Here is a 13,787-nt window from a genome sequence, read left to right on the forward strand (position 1 = left end):
CTATACGAATCTATAAACGCTAGTTTAAATTTTGAACGTAACTGATAAGTTTATCAATGGTAGTTAACTTAATATTATGTTGTTCAGCAAATTCAAGCAACTGGGGTAAGCGCATCATAGAGCCATCATCATTCACTAATTCACAAATAACTGCAGAATGATTACATCCCACTAACTTAGCTATCTCAACACTTGCTTCAGTATGACCAGCACGTTGCTCTACTCCACCCTCATGTGCAATCACAGGAAAAATATGACCGGGAGTTATAATGTCATCCTGAGTTCTATTTTTATCAATAGCAACATGTATAGTTTTTGTTCTATCCTCAGCTGAAACACCCGTAGTAATACCATAACGTGCATCAATTGATGTAGTAAAAGCAGTATGATTTTCACCAACATTTTTTTTTTCCATGAAACTAAGGCCTAACCTTTTCATGTGAACTTTAGTCATTGCTAAACAAACAATCCCTGTACCGTATCTAACCATAAAAGCCACATGTTCTGGCTCTAATTTCTCAGCTAATACAATCAGATCACCTTCATTCTCTCTGTTTTCATCGTCAACTAAAATGAATAATTTACCAGAACTAGCATCCCTCAATACATCTTCCACAGAAGAAATACCGGGTAGACTAATTGAAGGATAAGTTACTTGTACCATGATTTACTTAAACTCAATCTTAACTATTTTATACAATTTCTCTCCATTTGGCACTATCACTTCCACATACTCACCAACTTTTTTGCCAATTAAAGCACTACCGAGTGGTGAATCCGTAGAGATCAACTGCTTTGAAGCATCAGCTTCATACCCACCTACAATCTTATAAACATATTCTATTTCACTGTTATCATCACCGAGCATGCTTACCGTAACAGTTGCACCAAACATTACTGTATCACCAGACAAATTTTTTACTTCTATCACTTCTGCATGTGAAAGTTTACTCTCTACCTCAATTATGCGGCCTTCAATAAAACTTAATCTTTCCCGTGCTGCATGATATTCTGCATTTTCAGATAAATCGCCTTGATCACGAGCATCAGAAATAGCCTGTATGATAGAAGGTTTTTCTTCCTTTAATTTCTCAAGTTCGACTTGCATACTCTCAAAACCTTCCCTTGTAATAGGAAACTTGTTAACAATGGATGAAGTCATAATCACCGCCTAAACGCAATTAAATTGAGTGACAAAATCACTCACAATACCAAGAATATCATCTTTTATATCATCATTCATGTCACCTGACAACTTTTTTAAAACTCCAGGGTGAACAGTTTGAAAATAATTGATAAGATCACACTCGAACCTATTGATGTTGCTCACCTGTACCTTATTTAATTGACCATACAGATTAGAAAAGATATACATAAGCAATACTTGCTCTTCTATTTGCATAGGTGAATACTGTTTTTGCTTTAATAATTCAATAAGGTATTTACCTTTGTTTAAGGACAATTGAACAGTAGCATCAAGATCAGAACCAAATTTAGCAAAGTCTTCCAGTTCTCTATATTGGGCCAAACTCAGCTTTATAGAACCAGCAACTTTTTTCACAGATTTCAATTGTGCAGCAGAGCCAACCCGAGAAACCGATAAACCTATATTCACTGCAGGGCGAAATCCTTTGTGAAACAATTCAGACTCAAGAAAAATTTGTCCATCGGTAATTGAAATCACATTAGTTGGAACATATGCAGATACATCACCAGCCTGAGTCTCAATAATCGGCAAAGCAGTCAAGGATCCCTGTCCTTTTTCATCAGACATTTTGGCAGCTCTTTCAAGCAAGCGAGAGTGTACATAGAATATATCTCCAGGATAAGCTTCACGACCAGGAGGACGTCTGAGCAATAAGGACATCTGCCTATATGCCACAGCATGCTTAGATAAATCATCATATACCACCAAGCAATGCATTCCATTATCACGGAAAAATTCTCCAATAGTGCAACCGGTATAAGGTGCTAAAAATTGCATAGGCGCGCAGTCAGATGCGCTAGCCACAACTACAGTTGTATACTCTAATGCTCCACTTTCTTTTAGCTTATTCACCACTTTTGCTACTGTCGAAATTTTTTGTCCAATAGCAACATAAACACAGTAAATTTTTTGATTTTCGTTTACCTCATCATTAATCTTCTTCTGATTGATAATAGTATCAATCGCAATAGTGGTTTTACCAATTTGTCTATCGCCAATAATTAATTCACGTTGCCCTCTACCTATAGGAATCAACAAATCTATAATTTTAATTCCTGTCTGCAGAGGTTCATGCACAGATTTACGGTCAATAATACCTGGCGCTCTAGATTCTATATACATTTTGTTCTTGGCTCTAATTTCTCCGCCATCGTCTATAGGATCGCCTAATGCATTTACAACTCTCCCTAATAATTCATGACCTACAGGCACCTGTACAACATCACCACTACATTTTACAACGTCCCCTTCTTTTACATCACGGTCATTGCCAAGCACAACTATTCCAGCTGTATCATGATCTAAATCAAGAACTATTCCTTCTACACCGCTTGCAAAAGATACCTTTTCACCAAACTTTGCTTTTTCCAGCCCATAGACCAATGTGATACCATCCGTTACTGAAATTACTTCACCTATATTTTCTCGTTTTATAGGATTATCAAATGTCTCAACCTTCTCTTTTATTATGTTTACTACTTCAGAGGCATTTATGCTATTCTTCATATACAATTCCTTATTTTCAACATTTCCATTTTACTCAAATCAACCAATCTATCCAAATAACTCTTAAGCGAAGCATCAATCACGTTAAAACCATACCTAACTACAAAGCCACCTAGTATAGAAGGATCAACCACATGACTGACTTTTATTATTTTACCAAGAAAGTTCAAAGATTCAGTAATTATTTTTATATCAGGTTTCTTTAAAATCTCTGCTGATTTTATAGTAATTTCCAATTCATTTTCACTTTCCCTTACAAGATTTAAGAATTTTTCTAATATAAGGATTAATAAACGGGAGCGCTTGTTTGCAAGTGTAACCATAATAAATTTGACTAAGTTTTCACTCAAGTTCTCCTTTATAGAAAGTATCGCTTCTTTTTTGTGCACAAGAGAAACCATAGGATGAGATAGATACACAAAAACATCTTGATCTTTAAAAAAAGCTAACAAAAATTCTACTTCTTTTCTTATAATACCTAATCTGCTTCCTGAGACATGAAACAGTGCTCTAGCATAAGATGAAACTAAATTATTGTTTTTCATATTCAATTACCTGTTCTAGTAAATCTAAATTATTTTAGCTACCATTGTTCAATCCAAGCATTTTTTATATAAATAGGTCTTCTCCTTAAGGAAAGAAAACATAAATCATATCTGACTGAATAATCTAAAAAATCAAGATTTTTACTTAAGAAATATTTAGAAGAATTTATAATAGACTGACACTGAAAATGAGATATCGGTACTTCTTTTCCAAATAAACTTGTTTTAACTTCTATAAAAATCAGCTCCCTTTTTTTAGATACAATTAAGTCAATTTCACCCAACTTACAACGGAAGCGACGTTTTATAACATTATAGAATTTCAGCTTTAAATATATCGAAACTAACAATTCTCCAAAGTAACCTACAAAATAGCGTAACCTACTTACCATAAAAAGAATAATTAGCTTTGTGTAACTACTTTGCTTCCTTTTTTATTTTTACTATAAATCTCACCTTTTGCTGAAATATCTCTATCAACTAGCTCTATCACTGCCATTGGAGCGCAATCACCCTTTCGAGTACCAAATTTTATTATTCTAGAATATCCACCTTTACGGTCTTGATAACGATTAGCTAGAACGCTTAATAATTTATCAACTACTAACTTACTATTATGAAGACGTGAAAGCAAAAGCCTTCTACCATGTAAAGAATCGTTATTCTTAGCAATTGTAATAAACTTTTCCACATATGGACGAAGTGCTTTAGCCTTTGGTAAAGTAGTTACAATCTGCTCATGATTAATTAACGAGATAGATAGATTCTTTAACATTGATAACCTATGCTCGGTACAACGAGACAGTTTATTTTTCTTTATTCCATGTTTCATATACTACCTAATCCTCATCAGTATGTTGTTTAGCCAGTTCATCTATATCCTTAGGCGGCCAATTTGGTATATTCATACCCAAAGACAAACCTGAATTATTTAAAATTGCCTTGATTTCATTCAAAGACTTTCGGCCAAAATTAGCAGTTCTTAACATTTCAACTTCCGTCTTTTGCACAAGATCACCTATATAAGTGATATTTTCATTTTTCAGACAGTTATGAGATCTAACAGATAATTCCATTTCATCTACTTTACGCAATAGAACAGGATCATAGCCCAAATCTTTAGCACCACTAGACAAAGAAACCTGCGATTTTTTATAACTCATATCAGAACTAATAAAAGGCTGAAATTGCTCCTGTAATATTCTTGCAGCATAGTCAACAGCTTGACTTGGAGAGATTGTACCATCAGTTTCAATTGACAATATTAGCTTATCTTTATCAGTAACTTGACCAACACGACTATTCTCTACTCTATACGAAACCCTCTCGACAGGACTATATAAAGCATTAACTGGAATAAAACCAATTAAATCTTGTTCATTCATAAGCTTTAAAAATTCATTTTCTTTATATTTATTTACAGGAAGATAACCTTTTCCGCTAGCAACATATATAGTAATGTTAAGCTCCACATCTTGACCTAGTGTACATATCACCAAATCTTTATTAACAATAGAGCATTGGTCATCAGTTTCTATCATTCCAGCTAATACTTGACAAGGCCCTTTAGCGCTCAAATTTAAGCACTTATTAGACGTGTTATTTAACTTACATCTCAACATGCCCATATTTAATGCTATATCAGTTATGTCTTCCCTAACTCCTTGGATCGAAGTAAATTCATGATTCACGCCTTCAATTTTTATTCCATAAACAGCACTACCGCGAAGAGAAGACAACATTACACGCCTTAATGCATGACCCAACGTTAAAGCAAAACCACTTTCCAAAGGTTCTAGAACTATATCACCTTTTTTACTTGAATCACCTGATATTACCTTAATCGCATTAGGCTTAGTTAATCTATCTAAATTTCCACAGAAAGAGACATTATCACTATAATACATACAAAAACCTTCCAAATATCCTATACTCTTCTTTTTTTCCTTAGTCTACACCCATTATGAGGTATCGCCGTTTTATCTGCAATTGAAGTGACAGTCAATCCACAATTCCTAAGTGCTTTAACTGCAGCTTCTGCACCAAAACCAGGACCACGAATTATTACAGAAACAACCTTCATACCAAATCTCTCTATTACTTTCTTCGCAGCAGAATCGGCAACCTTACCTGCAGCATAAGGTGTGGATTTTCTCGAACCAGAAAAACCACATGCACCAACAGAAGTCTGGTAAAGCGTATTACCACAAACATCAGTCACATTTACAAAAGTATTATTAAAAGTTGCACGAATATGGACAATACCAGTAATAAACCTTTTTGTATTCTTACCAACCGTTTTAACTTTTTTCATAAAAACTCACGATAATAACAAATTTTATTTTTTTCCAGCAATAGGCAATTTAGATCTGCCTTTACGAGTTTTAGCATTAGTATGGGTTCTTTGTCCCCTCACAGGCAAACCTTTTCTATGCCTTAATCCTCTATAGCAACCGATTTCTATTAAAGATTTTATATCCATAGCCACTTTTTTTCTGAGCTCACCCTCTATGACATATTTTTGCCTAATAAAACTACTAATTTTCTCTATATCTTCATCTTGTAATTCTGAAACACGCTTACGCTCATCAATTTTACAGCTACGACAGATTATATTCGCAGTAGTAATACCTATACCATGTATATAAGTTAATGCAAAAGGAATACACTTCTTCACCGGAACATTTATGCCTGCAATACGTGCCACTGATACCTCGATACTTTATTAATAATAACTCTTAATTTATACCATAAAACAACTTATAGTCAAATCAAATTACAAGAAATTTTACTTTCAATCTCTTGCATTACTCTATCAACACTCAAATTAGCGTTAATTGTTAACAACTTGTCCTTATAATACTCGCGCAAACCCTCTATCTGAGAATGATATTCTCTTATCCTCTTATTAATTGCAAGCATATTAGCATCATCAATTCTCTTCTCCAATCTCGTACTTTTACATTTAGCACAAGTAGTATTCTTAAAAGAAGATATACTATATATACTTTTACAATCCAAACAAGTAAGACGATCTTTTAATCTATCAATTGCAATATTATCGTCAAGCTGCAACTCAATTACAAGATCAACATCCCTATTGCATCTTTTTTGCAAAACTTGAGTTAAAAAATGAGCTTGATTTAAATTTCTTGGAAAACCATCTAACAAAAAATCACCATCTATTAATGCAAGCTGGTCACACAATAATTTACATATAACTTCATCTTGAATTAAATTACCAGATTCAACAGTATCCTTTATTCCTTTACCTAATTTACTCCCACTAGATATAATATTCCTTAATAAATCTCCTACTGAAACTAATTTAAAATTATACTTTGCTATTAACAAACTGGACTGAGTACCCTTACCAGAGCCAGGAGGACCAAAAATTGTAATAATCACTTTAGTCTCCTTGTTTTAGACTCATATTTCTTTATCCAACTATCGTACCTATTTGAAAAAACATAAGATTGTACTTGCATAATAGTATCAGTAATAACGTTAACTATAATCAGCAAGCTCGTCCCACCAAAAATAAATGGTATATCATAATGATACCTCATAATTTCAGGTATAGTACATATTACCACCAAATACGCAGACCCAATAAATGTTAATTTAAAAACTATATCTTGAAGATAATCAGAAGTATGTTTTCCAGGCCCTCTACCAGGAATAAAACCACCATTTTTCCTAAGAAAATCAGCATTTTCCTCTGGATTAAATATAAAATTGGTATAGAAAAAATTAAAAAGTACTATGAGTATTAAGTAAGTTATAATGTACATCACTTTATTTGCCATAAAGTAGTTTAAAATAAAATCAGCAATGGCATGACCTTTATAGAAATTTGCAATTGAAATAGGCGTTAATAGAATTGCGTTAGCAAAAATAGTTGGTATTACACCAGATAAATTGATCTTCAATGGAATGTAAGTAAAATCATCATTATGTAATTTTTTAAACTGTTTTTTGGGATATTGAACAATTACCTTTCTATAAGAAGATTCTGTAAAAATGACTAAAAGGAGCAGTAAAAAAAACAATGCTATAACAAAAAGGGTAATGAAAAACGACATACTACCATTTTTATTTAATGTTAGCAGAGATGATAAAGCATTATGTAATTCAGATGTTATGCCAGTAAAAATGATTAATGAGATACCATTGCCTATACCGCTCACACTGATCCGCTCACCAAGCCATATTAAAAATATAGTTCCACCTAAAAGGCTAAAGACACCTATAGTACGAAACATAATACCAGGTTCAACTACAACTAATACCCCTTCCCTATTCATTCTTTCTAACCCTATTAAGATCGTAATTGATTGAAAGATACAAAACACTATAGTCATATAGCGTATATAAGAGTTCATCTTTCGACGTCCTAACTCTCCTTCATTTTTAATTTCATTGATTCCTTTAACGGCAGAAGATAATAATTGCATAACTATGGATGCAACTATGTATGGCATAACGTTTAACGCCAAGATCGTCATTCTAGCTAAAGCGCCACCAGAAAATAAATTAAATACTCCAAAAACACCAGAACTCTCTTTTGGAAATATATCATTGATTATATCAAGATTAACTCCAGGAATAGGAACATAAGTGCCTAAACGATAACAAACTAAAGCCATTAGCGTAAAAAATATACGCTTTAGTAAATCACTTTTATATAACAACGTAGAATCCAAACTATTAAATGCAAATTTACTGCTCATGATTTACGATAGTATTTCTACACTACCACCAACTGAAGCTACAGATCTTTTTGCAGCTTCTGATGCAAAATCAACATGAAACACAAATTTTTCGCTTAATTTACCCTTATTAAGAAGTTTGATTTTACTTTTAACAGATCTGATAAAACCTAATTTATGCAGTAGCTCCTTATCTATGATAGAATCCTTGACTATTTTTTTAGCTTCCATTAAGCACTGTACATCACCAACATTAAATATAGAGTATAAGTTTTTGCGTATAGGCTTAAAACCTCTTTTAGGTAAACGAGTATATATAGACTGCTGTCCACCTTCAAAACCATTTATAGAAACGCCACTTCTCGCTTTTTGCCCTTTATGCCCCCTACCGGATGTTTTACCTTTACCACAACCAATACCTCTACCTAATAATTTAGGCTTCTTTTTCTTAGATAATTTGGTAAACACAGAATTTAATTTTACAGCATCATTCATACTTTACCTATTTCCAACTATCTCACTAATCTTTTTACCCCTCTTACCTGCCACTTGGCGAGGAGATAACATAACATCAAAAGCCTTAAATACTGCACATATAATATTATGGGGATCATTTGATCTAGTAGACTTAGCTACCACATCCTTTATACCTAATACCTCAAAAACCGACCTCATTGCTCCACCAGCAATAATACCTGTTCCAGTTCTTGCAGCTCTTAAAACTATCTCACCAGAACAAAATTTAGCTTTAATATCATGATGTAAAGTTCTACCTTCACGTAAGTACACCCTAATCATCGACTTCTTTGCAGCATTTACAGCTTTCACTCTTGCTTCAGCAACCTCTGCGTGTTTACCTATTCCACATCCTACCCTACCCTTACCATCACCAACAACAACCAAAGTTGAAAATGAAAATCTTCTACCACCTTTAGTAACCGTTGTTACCCTTCGCACTGAAACCAAAAGTTCTGACAAATCATTATTATTTTGTAAATTCTTTACAGCCATATTTAAAACCTTCTAAAATTTAAATCCAGAGCTTCTTAAAGCCTCAGCAAATTGAGAAATCAATCCTGTATACTTATATGCTCCCCGATCAAAGACGAACCGCTGCTGCAATTTTGTACTAGGCAGACGCTCAATCAATAAAGAAGAAACCTGTTTTATAGTTTCAGCATTGACCCTACCTTTACATACATTCCTAATTTTATCATCCAAAGTAGAAGCAGAAGCTAGGGTTATTCCTTTTGCATCGTTAATCAACTGAACGTAAAAATGTTTATTAGACTTAAATACGGATACACGTAAACGTCCAGCGCTCTTATCGAGCTTCGCTCTATTACGAAGTTTCCTTTTTTCATAGCTACTTAAAAAATTATACAATCTTTTCATTTTAATTACTTCTTTTTATTTACAACCTTACGCAGCATAAATTTGCCTTTTATTACAATACCCTTACCTTTATAAGGATCATATTTTCTAATTTTGCATATATCAGAAGCCACCATATAGACTTTTTGCTTATCCATACCGCGAATCACTAAATGAGTTGGCTTTATACACTTAATCTCAACGTCTTTAGGCACTTTATACTTAATATTATGACTATAACCAAGATATAAAGTCAAATACTTATCATCACATTCTGCTTTATACCCCACACCATTAATCTCAAGATCAACAGAAAAATCATTAACCATACCGTTAATCATGTTATTAATATTACTTCTATAAGTGCCCCATATAGATTTTATTTTATCATAATCATCCCTGCCTTGATCAACAGAAAGTAACAATTGATTATCAACTATCTGACACAGAATGCCACTACACAAGTTCAGCTCTTTTTCTGCCCTAACACTTCTTATTAATACCCTACCATCATTATATTCAACTGAAAGATCAGCAGGAATATTGATAGGTGCGGCACCTATACGAGACATACATTTCTCCTATCATTTAAAATACACGACACAAAACTTCTCCACCAACTTTTAATCTACGTGCATTATAATCGGTCATCACTCCTTTCGGTGTAGATATAATAAAAATTCCAAGACCATTATATGCTTTAGAAATGTCCTTACACTTAGAATAATAACGACAACCGGGCTTTGATACCCTAGCTATATCATTAATCACAGGTGATTTATCATAATACTTCAACTGCACAACAAGCGAAGGGATACTATCACTCTCTTGCTTTTCATAATTAAGAATATACCCTTCCTCTTTTAAGATCTTCAATATAGAAGAATTCACTTTAGAGAATAGGACTCTTGTTTCCCTATGCATTGCCAATTGAGCATTACGTATTCTTGTTAAAAAATCACCAATACCATCAGATAACGACACTATTACACTCCTTATATCACATTTACCAACTAGATTTTGTAACCCCTGGAACTTGTCCAAAAGAACACAAATCACGTAAAACAATCCTACATAAACCAAATTTTCTATATACTCCTCTCGGCCTACCAGTTAAAGCGCATCTATTCCTAATTCTGATTTTAGAAGAATCTCTAGGCAATTTTTTAATCAGCTTACTTTGAGCTGCAAACCTTTTTGCAATAGATAAATCCTTATTATTCATTATAGATTTTAATTCTTCCCTTCTCTCCCTATACTGATCGCATAACTTTATTCTACGAAGATTCTTCTGTATCATGGATTTTTTTGCCATATATATTTTCTCTCAATTATCAAAAAAAGGGAATTTAAGAGCCAGTAATAATTCCTTTGCTTCCTTATCACTAACTGCACTTGTTATAATATTAATATCCATACCTCTAATTTTACTTATTTTATCATAGTCTATTTCTAAAAATGATATATGCTCCTTGATACCAAGGGAAAAATTACCATGACCATCAAATTGCTTCACACTAAACCCTCTAAAATCTTTTTCCCTTGGCAAAGCAATATATATTAATCTTTCTAAGAATTCATACATTTTATTTCTACGCAAAGTCACTTTACAACCTACAGTTGCACCTTTTCTAATTTTGAAACCAGAAATAGATTTTTTTGCAAAGGTTAACACAGGCTTTTGCCCAGCAATCAAATGTAGATTATCAAATGGCTCATTTATCGCTTTATTGTCCGTAGCAGCATCTCCAACGCCCATATTGATACACACCTTGACAAGTTTAGGCACTTGCATTACATTGCTGTAATTAAACTTATCCTTTAAGGATTTTACTATATTATCTTTATACAATTGTTTAAACATATCAACCTAATCTATCACTTCTCCAGAAACTTTTGCAAAACGCACTTTTCTACCATCTATAATCTTAAATCCTACTTTAGTTGGAGTTTTACACTTAGGATCCAATATTGCAACATTGGATACATCAATAGCTAACTCTTTATTCAATATACCACCACCACTACCAGCTCTTGGTTTAGTATGTCTCTTACACACATTTACGCCAGAAACAACTACTTTCTTTTTAGCATCACGTATTATAACTTTGATTACCTTACCAATTTTTCTCTTATCTTTACCAGTTAAAACTATAATATCATCACCACTTTTTATTTTAGCACTCATTATAAAACCTCATCAGCTAATGACATTATTTTCATAAAAGAACCAGATAACAACTTTTTTATTGGACCAAACACCCGAGTGCCAAGTGGTTCACCTTGATCATTAATTAAAACCACAGCATTGCTAGAAAAACGAATTACAGAACCATCAGATTTCTTAACACTATTTTTTACTCTAACAACAACTGCTTTATATACTTTTCCTTTTTCAACTTTACCTTTTGGGTTAATAGACTTAGTAGATATAATAATCGTATCACCTACAGATGCAGATTTCCTACCACCTAACAAGCCAATACAAAGCACTGCACGCGCACCAGAATTATCAGCTACTTCTAACAATGTATTTTTTTGAATCATATAAATACCTATTCCTTTTTAGCTATTGATAACAACCCATTTTTTAGTAACAGAAATAGGCTTATGTTCCTGTATTAAAACCCTATCTCCCTTTTTGCAACTATTATTCTCATCATGTGCTTTATACTTCTTGTATTTTTTAATAACTTTTTTATATAGCCTATCCTTATACACTTGTAACACCGAAACCTTTACAGTCTTATCAGACTCAGCATTAGTTACGACACCACAAAAAACCTTCTTAGGCATTTTTTCCCTCTCTCTTTCTTCTATTTAATACAGTTAGACTACGAGCTATGCTCTTTCTTATTAAGCTAAAACGCGAAAAATTGTTGCACTGGCCCAGCTTTTTTTGAAAAGCCAAATTAACAAATTCTTTCCTCAAATTCACAAGAAGTTCATGTAATCCTTGTGAAGATTCTGATTCAAATTTAACTATATCCATTGCAACTCCATTCAATTATGATTAGATATAAATTTACACTTCATAGGAAGCTTAGCAGTCGCTTTTTCAAGCGCCAGTCTTGCTAAATGCATGGGAACATCACTACTAATTTCAAATAAAACCCTACCGGGCTTAGCTTTAAATACCCAAAATTCAACACTACCTTTCCCTTTACCCATACGTACATCTGCTGGCTTTTTACTAACCGGGGTATCAGGAAAAATTCTTATCCACACTTTACCAGAGCGTTTTAACGTTCTAGATATTACGCGCCTTGCAGTTTCAATATGCTTAGACTGAACCTTACCTACTTCCATAGCTTTTAATCCATAATCTCCAAAAGACAGCGTGCTACCACCCTTAGCATTACCCTTGATTCTCCCCTTAAATACCTTTTTATATTTACTCTTTTTGGGAACAAACATTTCAATATACCTTAACTACCAACATAAACCCAAACTTTAACTCCTATAATACCACATATAGTCTTCGCTTCACAAAAAGCATAATCTATATTAGCACGCAAAGTGTGTAAAGGCAAACGACCTTCTTTGTACCATTCAGTACGAGCTATTTCAGCTCCGCCAAGACGCCCAGAGCAACTTACTTTAATACCCTCAGCACCCATCTTCAAACAATTTTGAATAGCTTTTTTCATCGCTCTTCTACATGAAATCCTTTTTTCTAGCTGATGTGTAATACTCCTTGATATTAAAACTGCATCTATTTCAGACTTTTTAACTCCTACTACATTCACTTCAACACTACTTTCTACTTTTTTAGCTATTTTTTGCTTTATCTTCTCAACATCCAAACCTTTCTTACCTATTATAACCCCAGGTTTAGAAGAATGTATTATTACAGACACTAAAGTAACTGTACGCTCTACAGTTACTTTAGAAATACCAGCATGCTTAAAGGATTCATTTATATAACTGCGAATAAATAGATCTTGATGCAATTTCTGTTTATAATCGTCCGTAGCACACCAAACAGAATCCCAGGTATTACTATTTATTTGCAATCTAAATACTTTAGGATTAACCTTCTGTCCCATATTTTTACACTTTCCTTATTAATTTTCCATTTCTATAAATCATACAATTTCTTTCAATTTTATAGTTATATTACTATAAAATTTGCTCATTCTATTAGCCCTACCCATAGCTTTTGGATATACTCTACGCAAAGTAAGTGACTTACCTATTAAAATTTCCTTTATATATAAATTATCAACGTTCAATCCATAATTATTTTGAGCATTAGCAATTGCAGAATTCAACACCTTCATTATAAAACCGGCAGCCTTTTTTTCACAAAATCTTAATTGTACATTAGCAAAAGAAACTTTTTTATTACGCACTAAATCAGCAACCAAATTTAATTTACGAGGAGTTGATCTTAAAACCTTAGAACCAGCCTCAACTATTATATCCCTATTTTTCATATCA

25 protein-coding genes are annotated in these 13,787 nt (G+C 33.2%); all 25 read right to left on the reverse strand.

All coding sequences use genetic code 11. The features are described from left to right. Positions 1–19: 19 nt before the first annotated feature. Genes ribB through rplV form a run of 25 tightly spaced genes read right to left on the reverse strand, consistent with a single transcriptional unit; the run spans position 20 to position 13,783 of the window. A complete protein-coding gene (gene ribB, locus ONG75_RS04780; protein WP_007302560.1) occupies positions 20–664 on the reverse strand; it encodes a 3,4-dihydroxy-2-butanone-4-phosphate synthase in 645 nt (214 codons plus the stop codon). A 3-nt stretch (positions 665–667) separates the two neighbouring features. After that, positions 668–1,162, reverse strand: a complete 495-nt coding sequence (greA, locus tag ONG75_RS04785) for a transcription elongation factor GreA (protein ID WP_007302559.1) — start codon at positions 1,160–1,162, stop codon at positions 668–670. Positions 1,163–1,171: 9 nt separating this feature from the next. After that, positions 1,172–2,713 (reverse strand): F0F1 ATP synthase subunit alpha, encoded by a 1,542-nt coding sequence (gene atpA / locus ONG75_RS04790; protein WP_010404737.1) that lies wholly within the window; start codon positions 2,711–2,713, stop codon positions 1,172–1,174. Further along, the gene (gene atpH / locus ONG75_RS04795; RefSeq protein WP_264375912.1) at positions 2,710–3,258 is read right to left on the reverse strand and encodes an ATP synthase F1 subunit delta; all 549 of its coding nucleotides are present in this window, start codon (positions 3,256–3,258) and stop codon (positions 2,710–2,712) included. The genes atpA and atpH overlap by 4 nt, the downstream gene beginning before the upstream one ends. Positions 3,259–3,296: 38 nt before the next feature. After that, a complete protein-coding gene (locus ONG75_RS04800; protein WP_010404733.1) occupies positions 3,297–3,650 on the reverse strand; it encodes a YraN family protein in 354 nt (117 codons plus the stop codon). 11 nt (positions 3,651–3,661) lie between these two features. After that, positions 3,662–4,090 (reverse strand): 50S ribosomal protein L17, encoded by a 429-nt coding sequence (gene rplQ, locus ONG75_RS04805; RefSeq protein WP_010404731.1) that lies wholly within the window; start codon positions 4,088–4,090, stop codon positions 3,662–3,664. Between the two features lie 7 nt (positions 4,091–4,097). Then, the gene (locus ONG75_RS04810; protein ID WP_264375913.1) at positions 4,098–5,165 is read right to left on the reverse strand and encodes a DNA-directed RNA polymerase subunit alpha; all 1,068 of its coding nucleotides are present in this window, start codon (positions 5,163–5,165) and stop codon (positions 4,098–4,100) included. Positions 5,166–5,185: 20 nt separating this feature from the next. Beyond that, on the reverse strand, positions 5,186–5,572 hold the full coding sequence (gene rpsK / locus ONG75_RS04815) for a 30S ribosomal protein S11 (RefSeq protein WP_006012273.1): 387 nt from the start codon (positions 5,570–5,572) through the stop codon (positions 5,186–5,188). Positions 5,573–5,596: 24 nt separating this feature from the next. After that, positions 5,597–5,965, reverse strand: a complete 369-nt coding sequence (rpsM, locus tag ONG75_RS04820) for a 30S ribosomal protein S13 (RefSeq protein WP_010404723.1) — start codon at positions 5,963–5,965, stop codon at positions 5,597–5,599. Positions 5,966–6,024: 59 nt separating this feature from the next. Next, positions 6,025–6,666, reverse strand: a complete 642-nt coding sequence (locus ONG75_RS04825) for an adenylate kinase family protein (protein ID WP_052265056.1) — start codon at positions 6,664–6,666, stop codon at positions 6,025–6,027. Next, positions 6,663–7,991, reverse strand: coding sequence for a preprotein translocase subunit SecY (gene secY / locus ONG75_RS04830; RefSeq protein ID WP_010404717.1), 1,329 nt, complete (start codon positions 7,989–7,991; stop codon positions 6,663–6,665). The genes ONG75_RS04825 and secY overlap by 4 nt, the downstream gene beginning before the upstream one ends. 3 nt (positions 7,992–7,994) lie before the next feature. Further along, positions 7,995–8,465 (reverse strand): 50S ribosomal protein L15, encoded by a 471-nt coding sequence (gene rplO / locus ONG75_RS04835; RefSeq protein WP_006012263.1) that lies wholly within the window; start codon positions 8,463–8,465, stop codon positions 7,995–7,997. 3 nt (positions 8,466–8,468) lie between these two features. After that, positions 8,469–8,981, reverse strand: coding sequence for a 30S ribosomal protein S5 (gene rpsE / locus ONG75_RS04840; RefSeq protein WP_010404712.1), 513 nt, complete (start codon positions 8,979–8,981; stop codon positions 8,469–8,471). Between the two features lie 12 nt (positions 8,982–8,993). Further along, the gene (rplR, locus tag ONG75_RS04845) at positions 8,994–9,365 is read right to left on the reverse strand and encodes a 50S ribosomal protein L18 (RefSeq protein ID WP_029237663.1); all 372 of its coding nucleotides are present in this window, start codon (positions 9,363–9,365) and stop codon (positions 8,994–8,996) included. Positions 9,366–9,370: 5 nt separating this feature from the next. Continuing rightward, positions 9,371–9,916 carry a 50S ribosomal protein L6 gene (gene rplF / locus ONG75_RS04850; RefSeq protein WP_010404706.1) on the reverse strand — a complete coding sequence of 182 codons (546 nt, stop codon included), beginning with the start codon at positions 9,914–9,916 and terminating at the stop codon, positions 9,371–9,373. A gap of 16 nt (positions 9,917–9,932) precedes the next feature. Then, positions 9,933–10,328, reverse strand: coding sequence for a 30S ribosomal protein S8 (rpsH, locus tag ONG75_RS04855; protein ID WP_007302546.1), 396 nt, complete (start codon positions 10,326–10,328; stop codon positions 9,933–9,935). Between the two features lie 22 nt (positions 10,329–10,350). Next, entirely contained in the window at positions 10,351–10,659 is a 309-nt protein-coding gene (gene rpsN, locus ONG75_RS04860; RefSeq protein ID WP_007302545.1) for a 30S ribosomal protein S14, read from the reverse strand. Positions 10,660–10,671: 12 nt separating this feature from the next. Next, a complete protein-coding gene (gene rplE / locus ONG75_RS04865; protein ID WP_010404703.1) occupies positions 10,672–11,208 on the reverse strand; it encodes a 50S ribosomal protein L5 in 537 nt (178 codons plus the stop codon). Between the two features lie 6 nt (positions 11,209–11,214). Next, positions 11,215–11,532 (reverse strand): 50S ribosomal protein L24, encoded by a 318-nt coding sequence (gene rplX, locus ONG75_RS04870; RefSeq protein WP_010404700.1) that lies wholly within the window; start codon positions 11,530–11,532, stop codon positions 11,215–11,217. Continuing rightward, entirely contained in the window at positions 11,532–11,891 is a 360-nt protein-coding gene (rplN, locus tag ONG75_RS04875; RefSeq protein ID WP_264375914.1) for a 50S ribosomal protein L14, read from the reverse strand. Before rplN ends, rplX begins: the two co-directional genes overlap by 1 nt. Positions 11,892–11,909: 18 nt before the next feature. After that, entirely contained in the window at positions 11,910–12,140 is a 231-nt protein-coding gene (rpsQ, locus tag ONG75_RS04880) for a 30S ribosomal protein S17 (protein WP_264375915.1), read from the reverse strand. Continuing rightward, positions 12,133–12,336, reverse strand: coding sequence for a 50S ribosomal protein L29 (gene rpmC / locus ONG75_RS04885; protein ID WP_007302540.1), 204 nt, complete (start codon positions 12,334–12,336; stop codon positions 12,133–12,135). The genes rpsQ and rpmC overlap by 8 nt, the downstream gene beginning before the upstream one ends. Before the next feature lie 11 nt (positions 12,337–12,347). Next, positions 12,348–12,761 (reverse strand): 50S ribosomal protein L16, encoded by a 414-nt coding sequence (gene rplP / locus ONG75_RS04890; RefSeq protein ID WP_006012233.1) that lies wholly within the window; start codon positions 12,759–12,761, stop codon positions 12,348–12,350. A gap of 11 nt (positions 12,762–12,772) precedes the next feature. Next, a complete protein-coding gene (rpsC, locus tag ONG75_RS04895) occupies positions 12,773–13,393 on the reverse strand; it encodes a 30S ribosomal protein S3 (protein WP_007302538.1) in 621 nt (206 codons plus the stop codon). Between the two features lie 39 nt (positions 13,394–13,432). Then, entirely contained in the window at positions 13,433–13,783 is a 351-nt protein-coding gene (gene rplV / locus ONG75_RS04900; protein ID WP_007302537.1) for a 50S ribosomal protein L22, read from the reverse strand. Positions 13,784–13,787 lie beyond the last annotated feature (4 nt).

Origin of the sequence: Wolbachia endosymbiont (group B) of Sphaerophoria taeniata (genome assembly GCF_947179355.1) — a bacterium.
Lineage (GTDB): Bacteria > Pseudomonadota > Alphaproteobacteria > Rickettsiales > Anaplasmataceae > Wolbachia.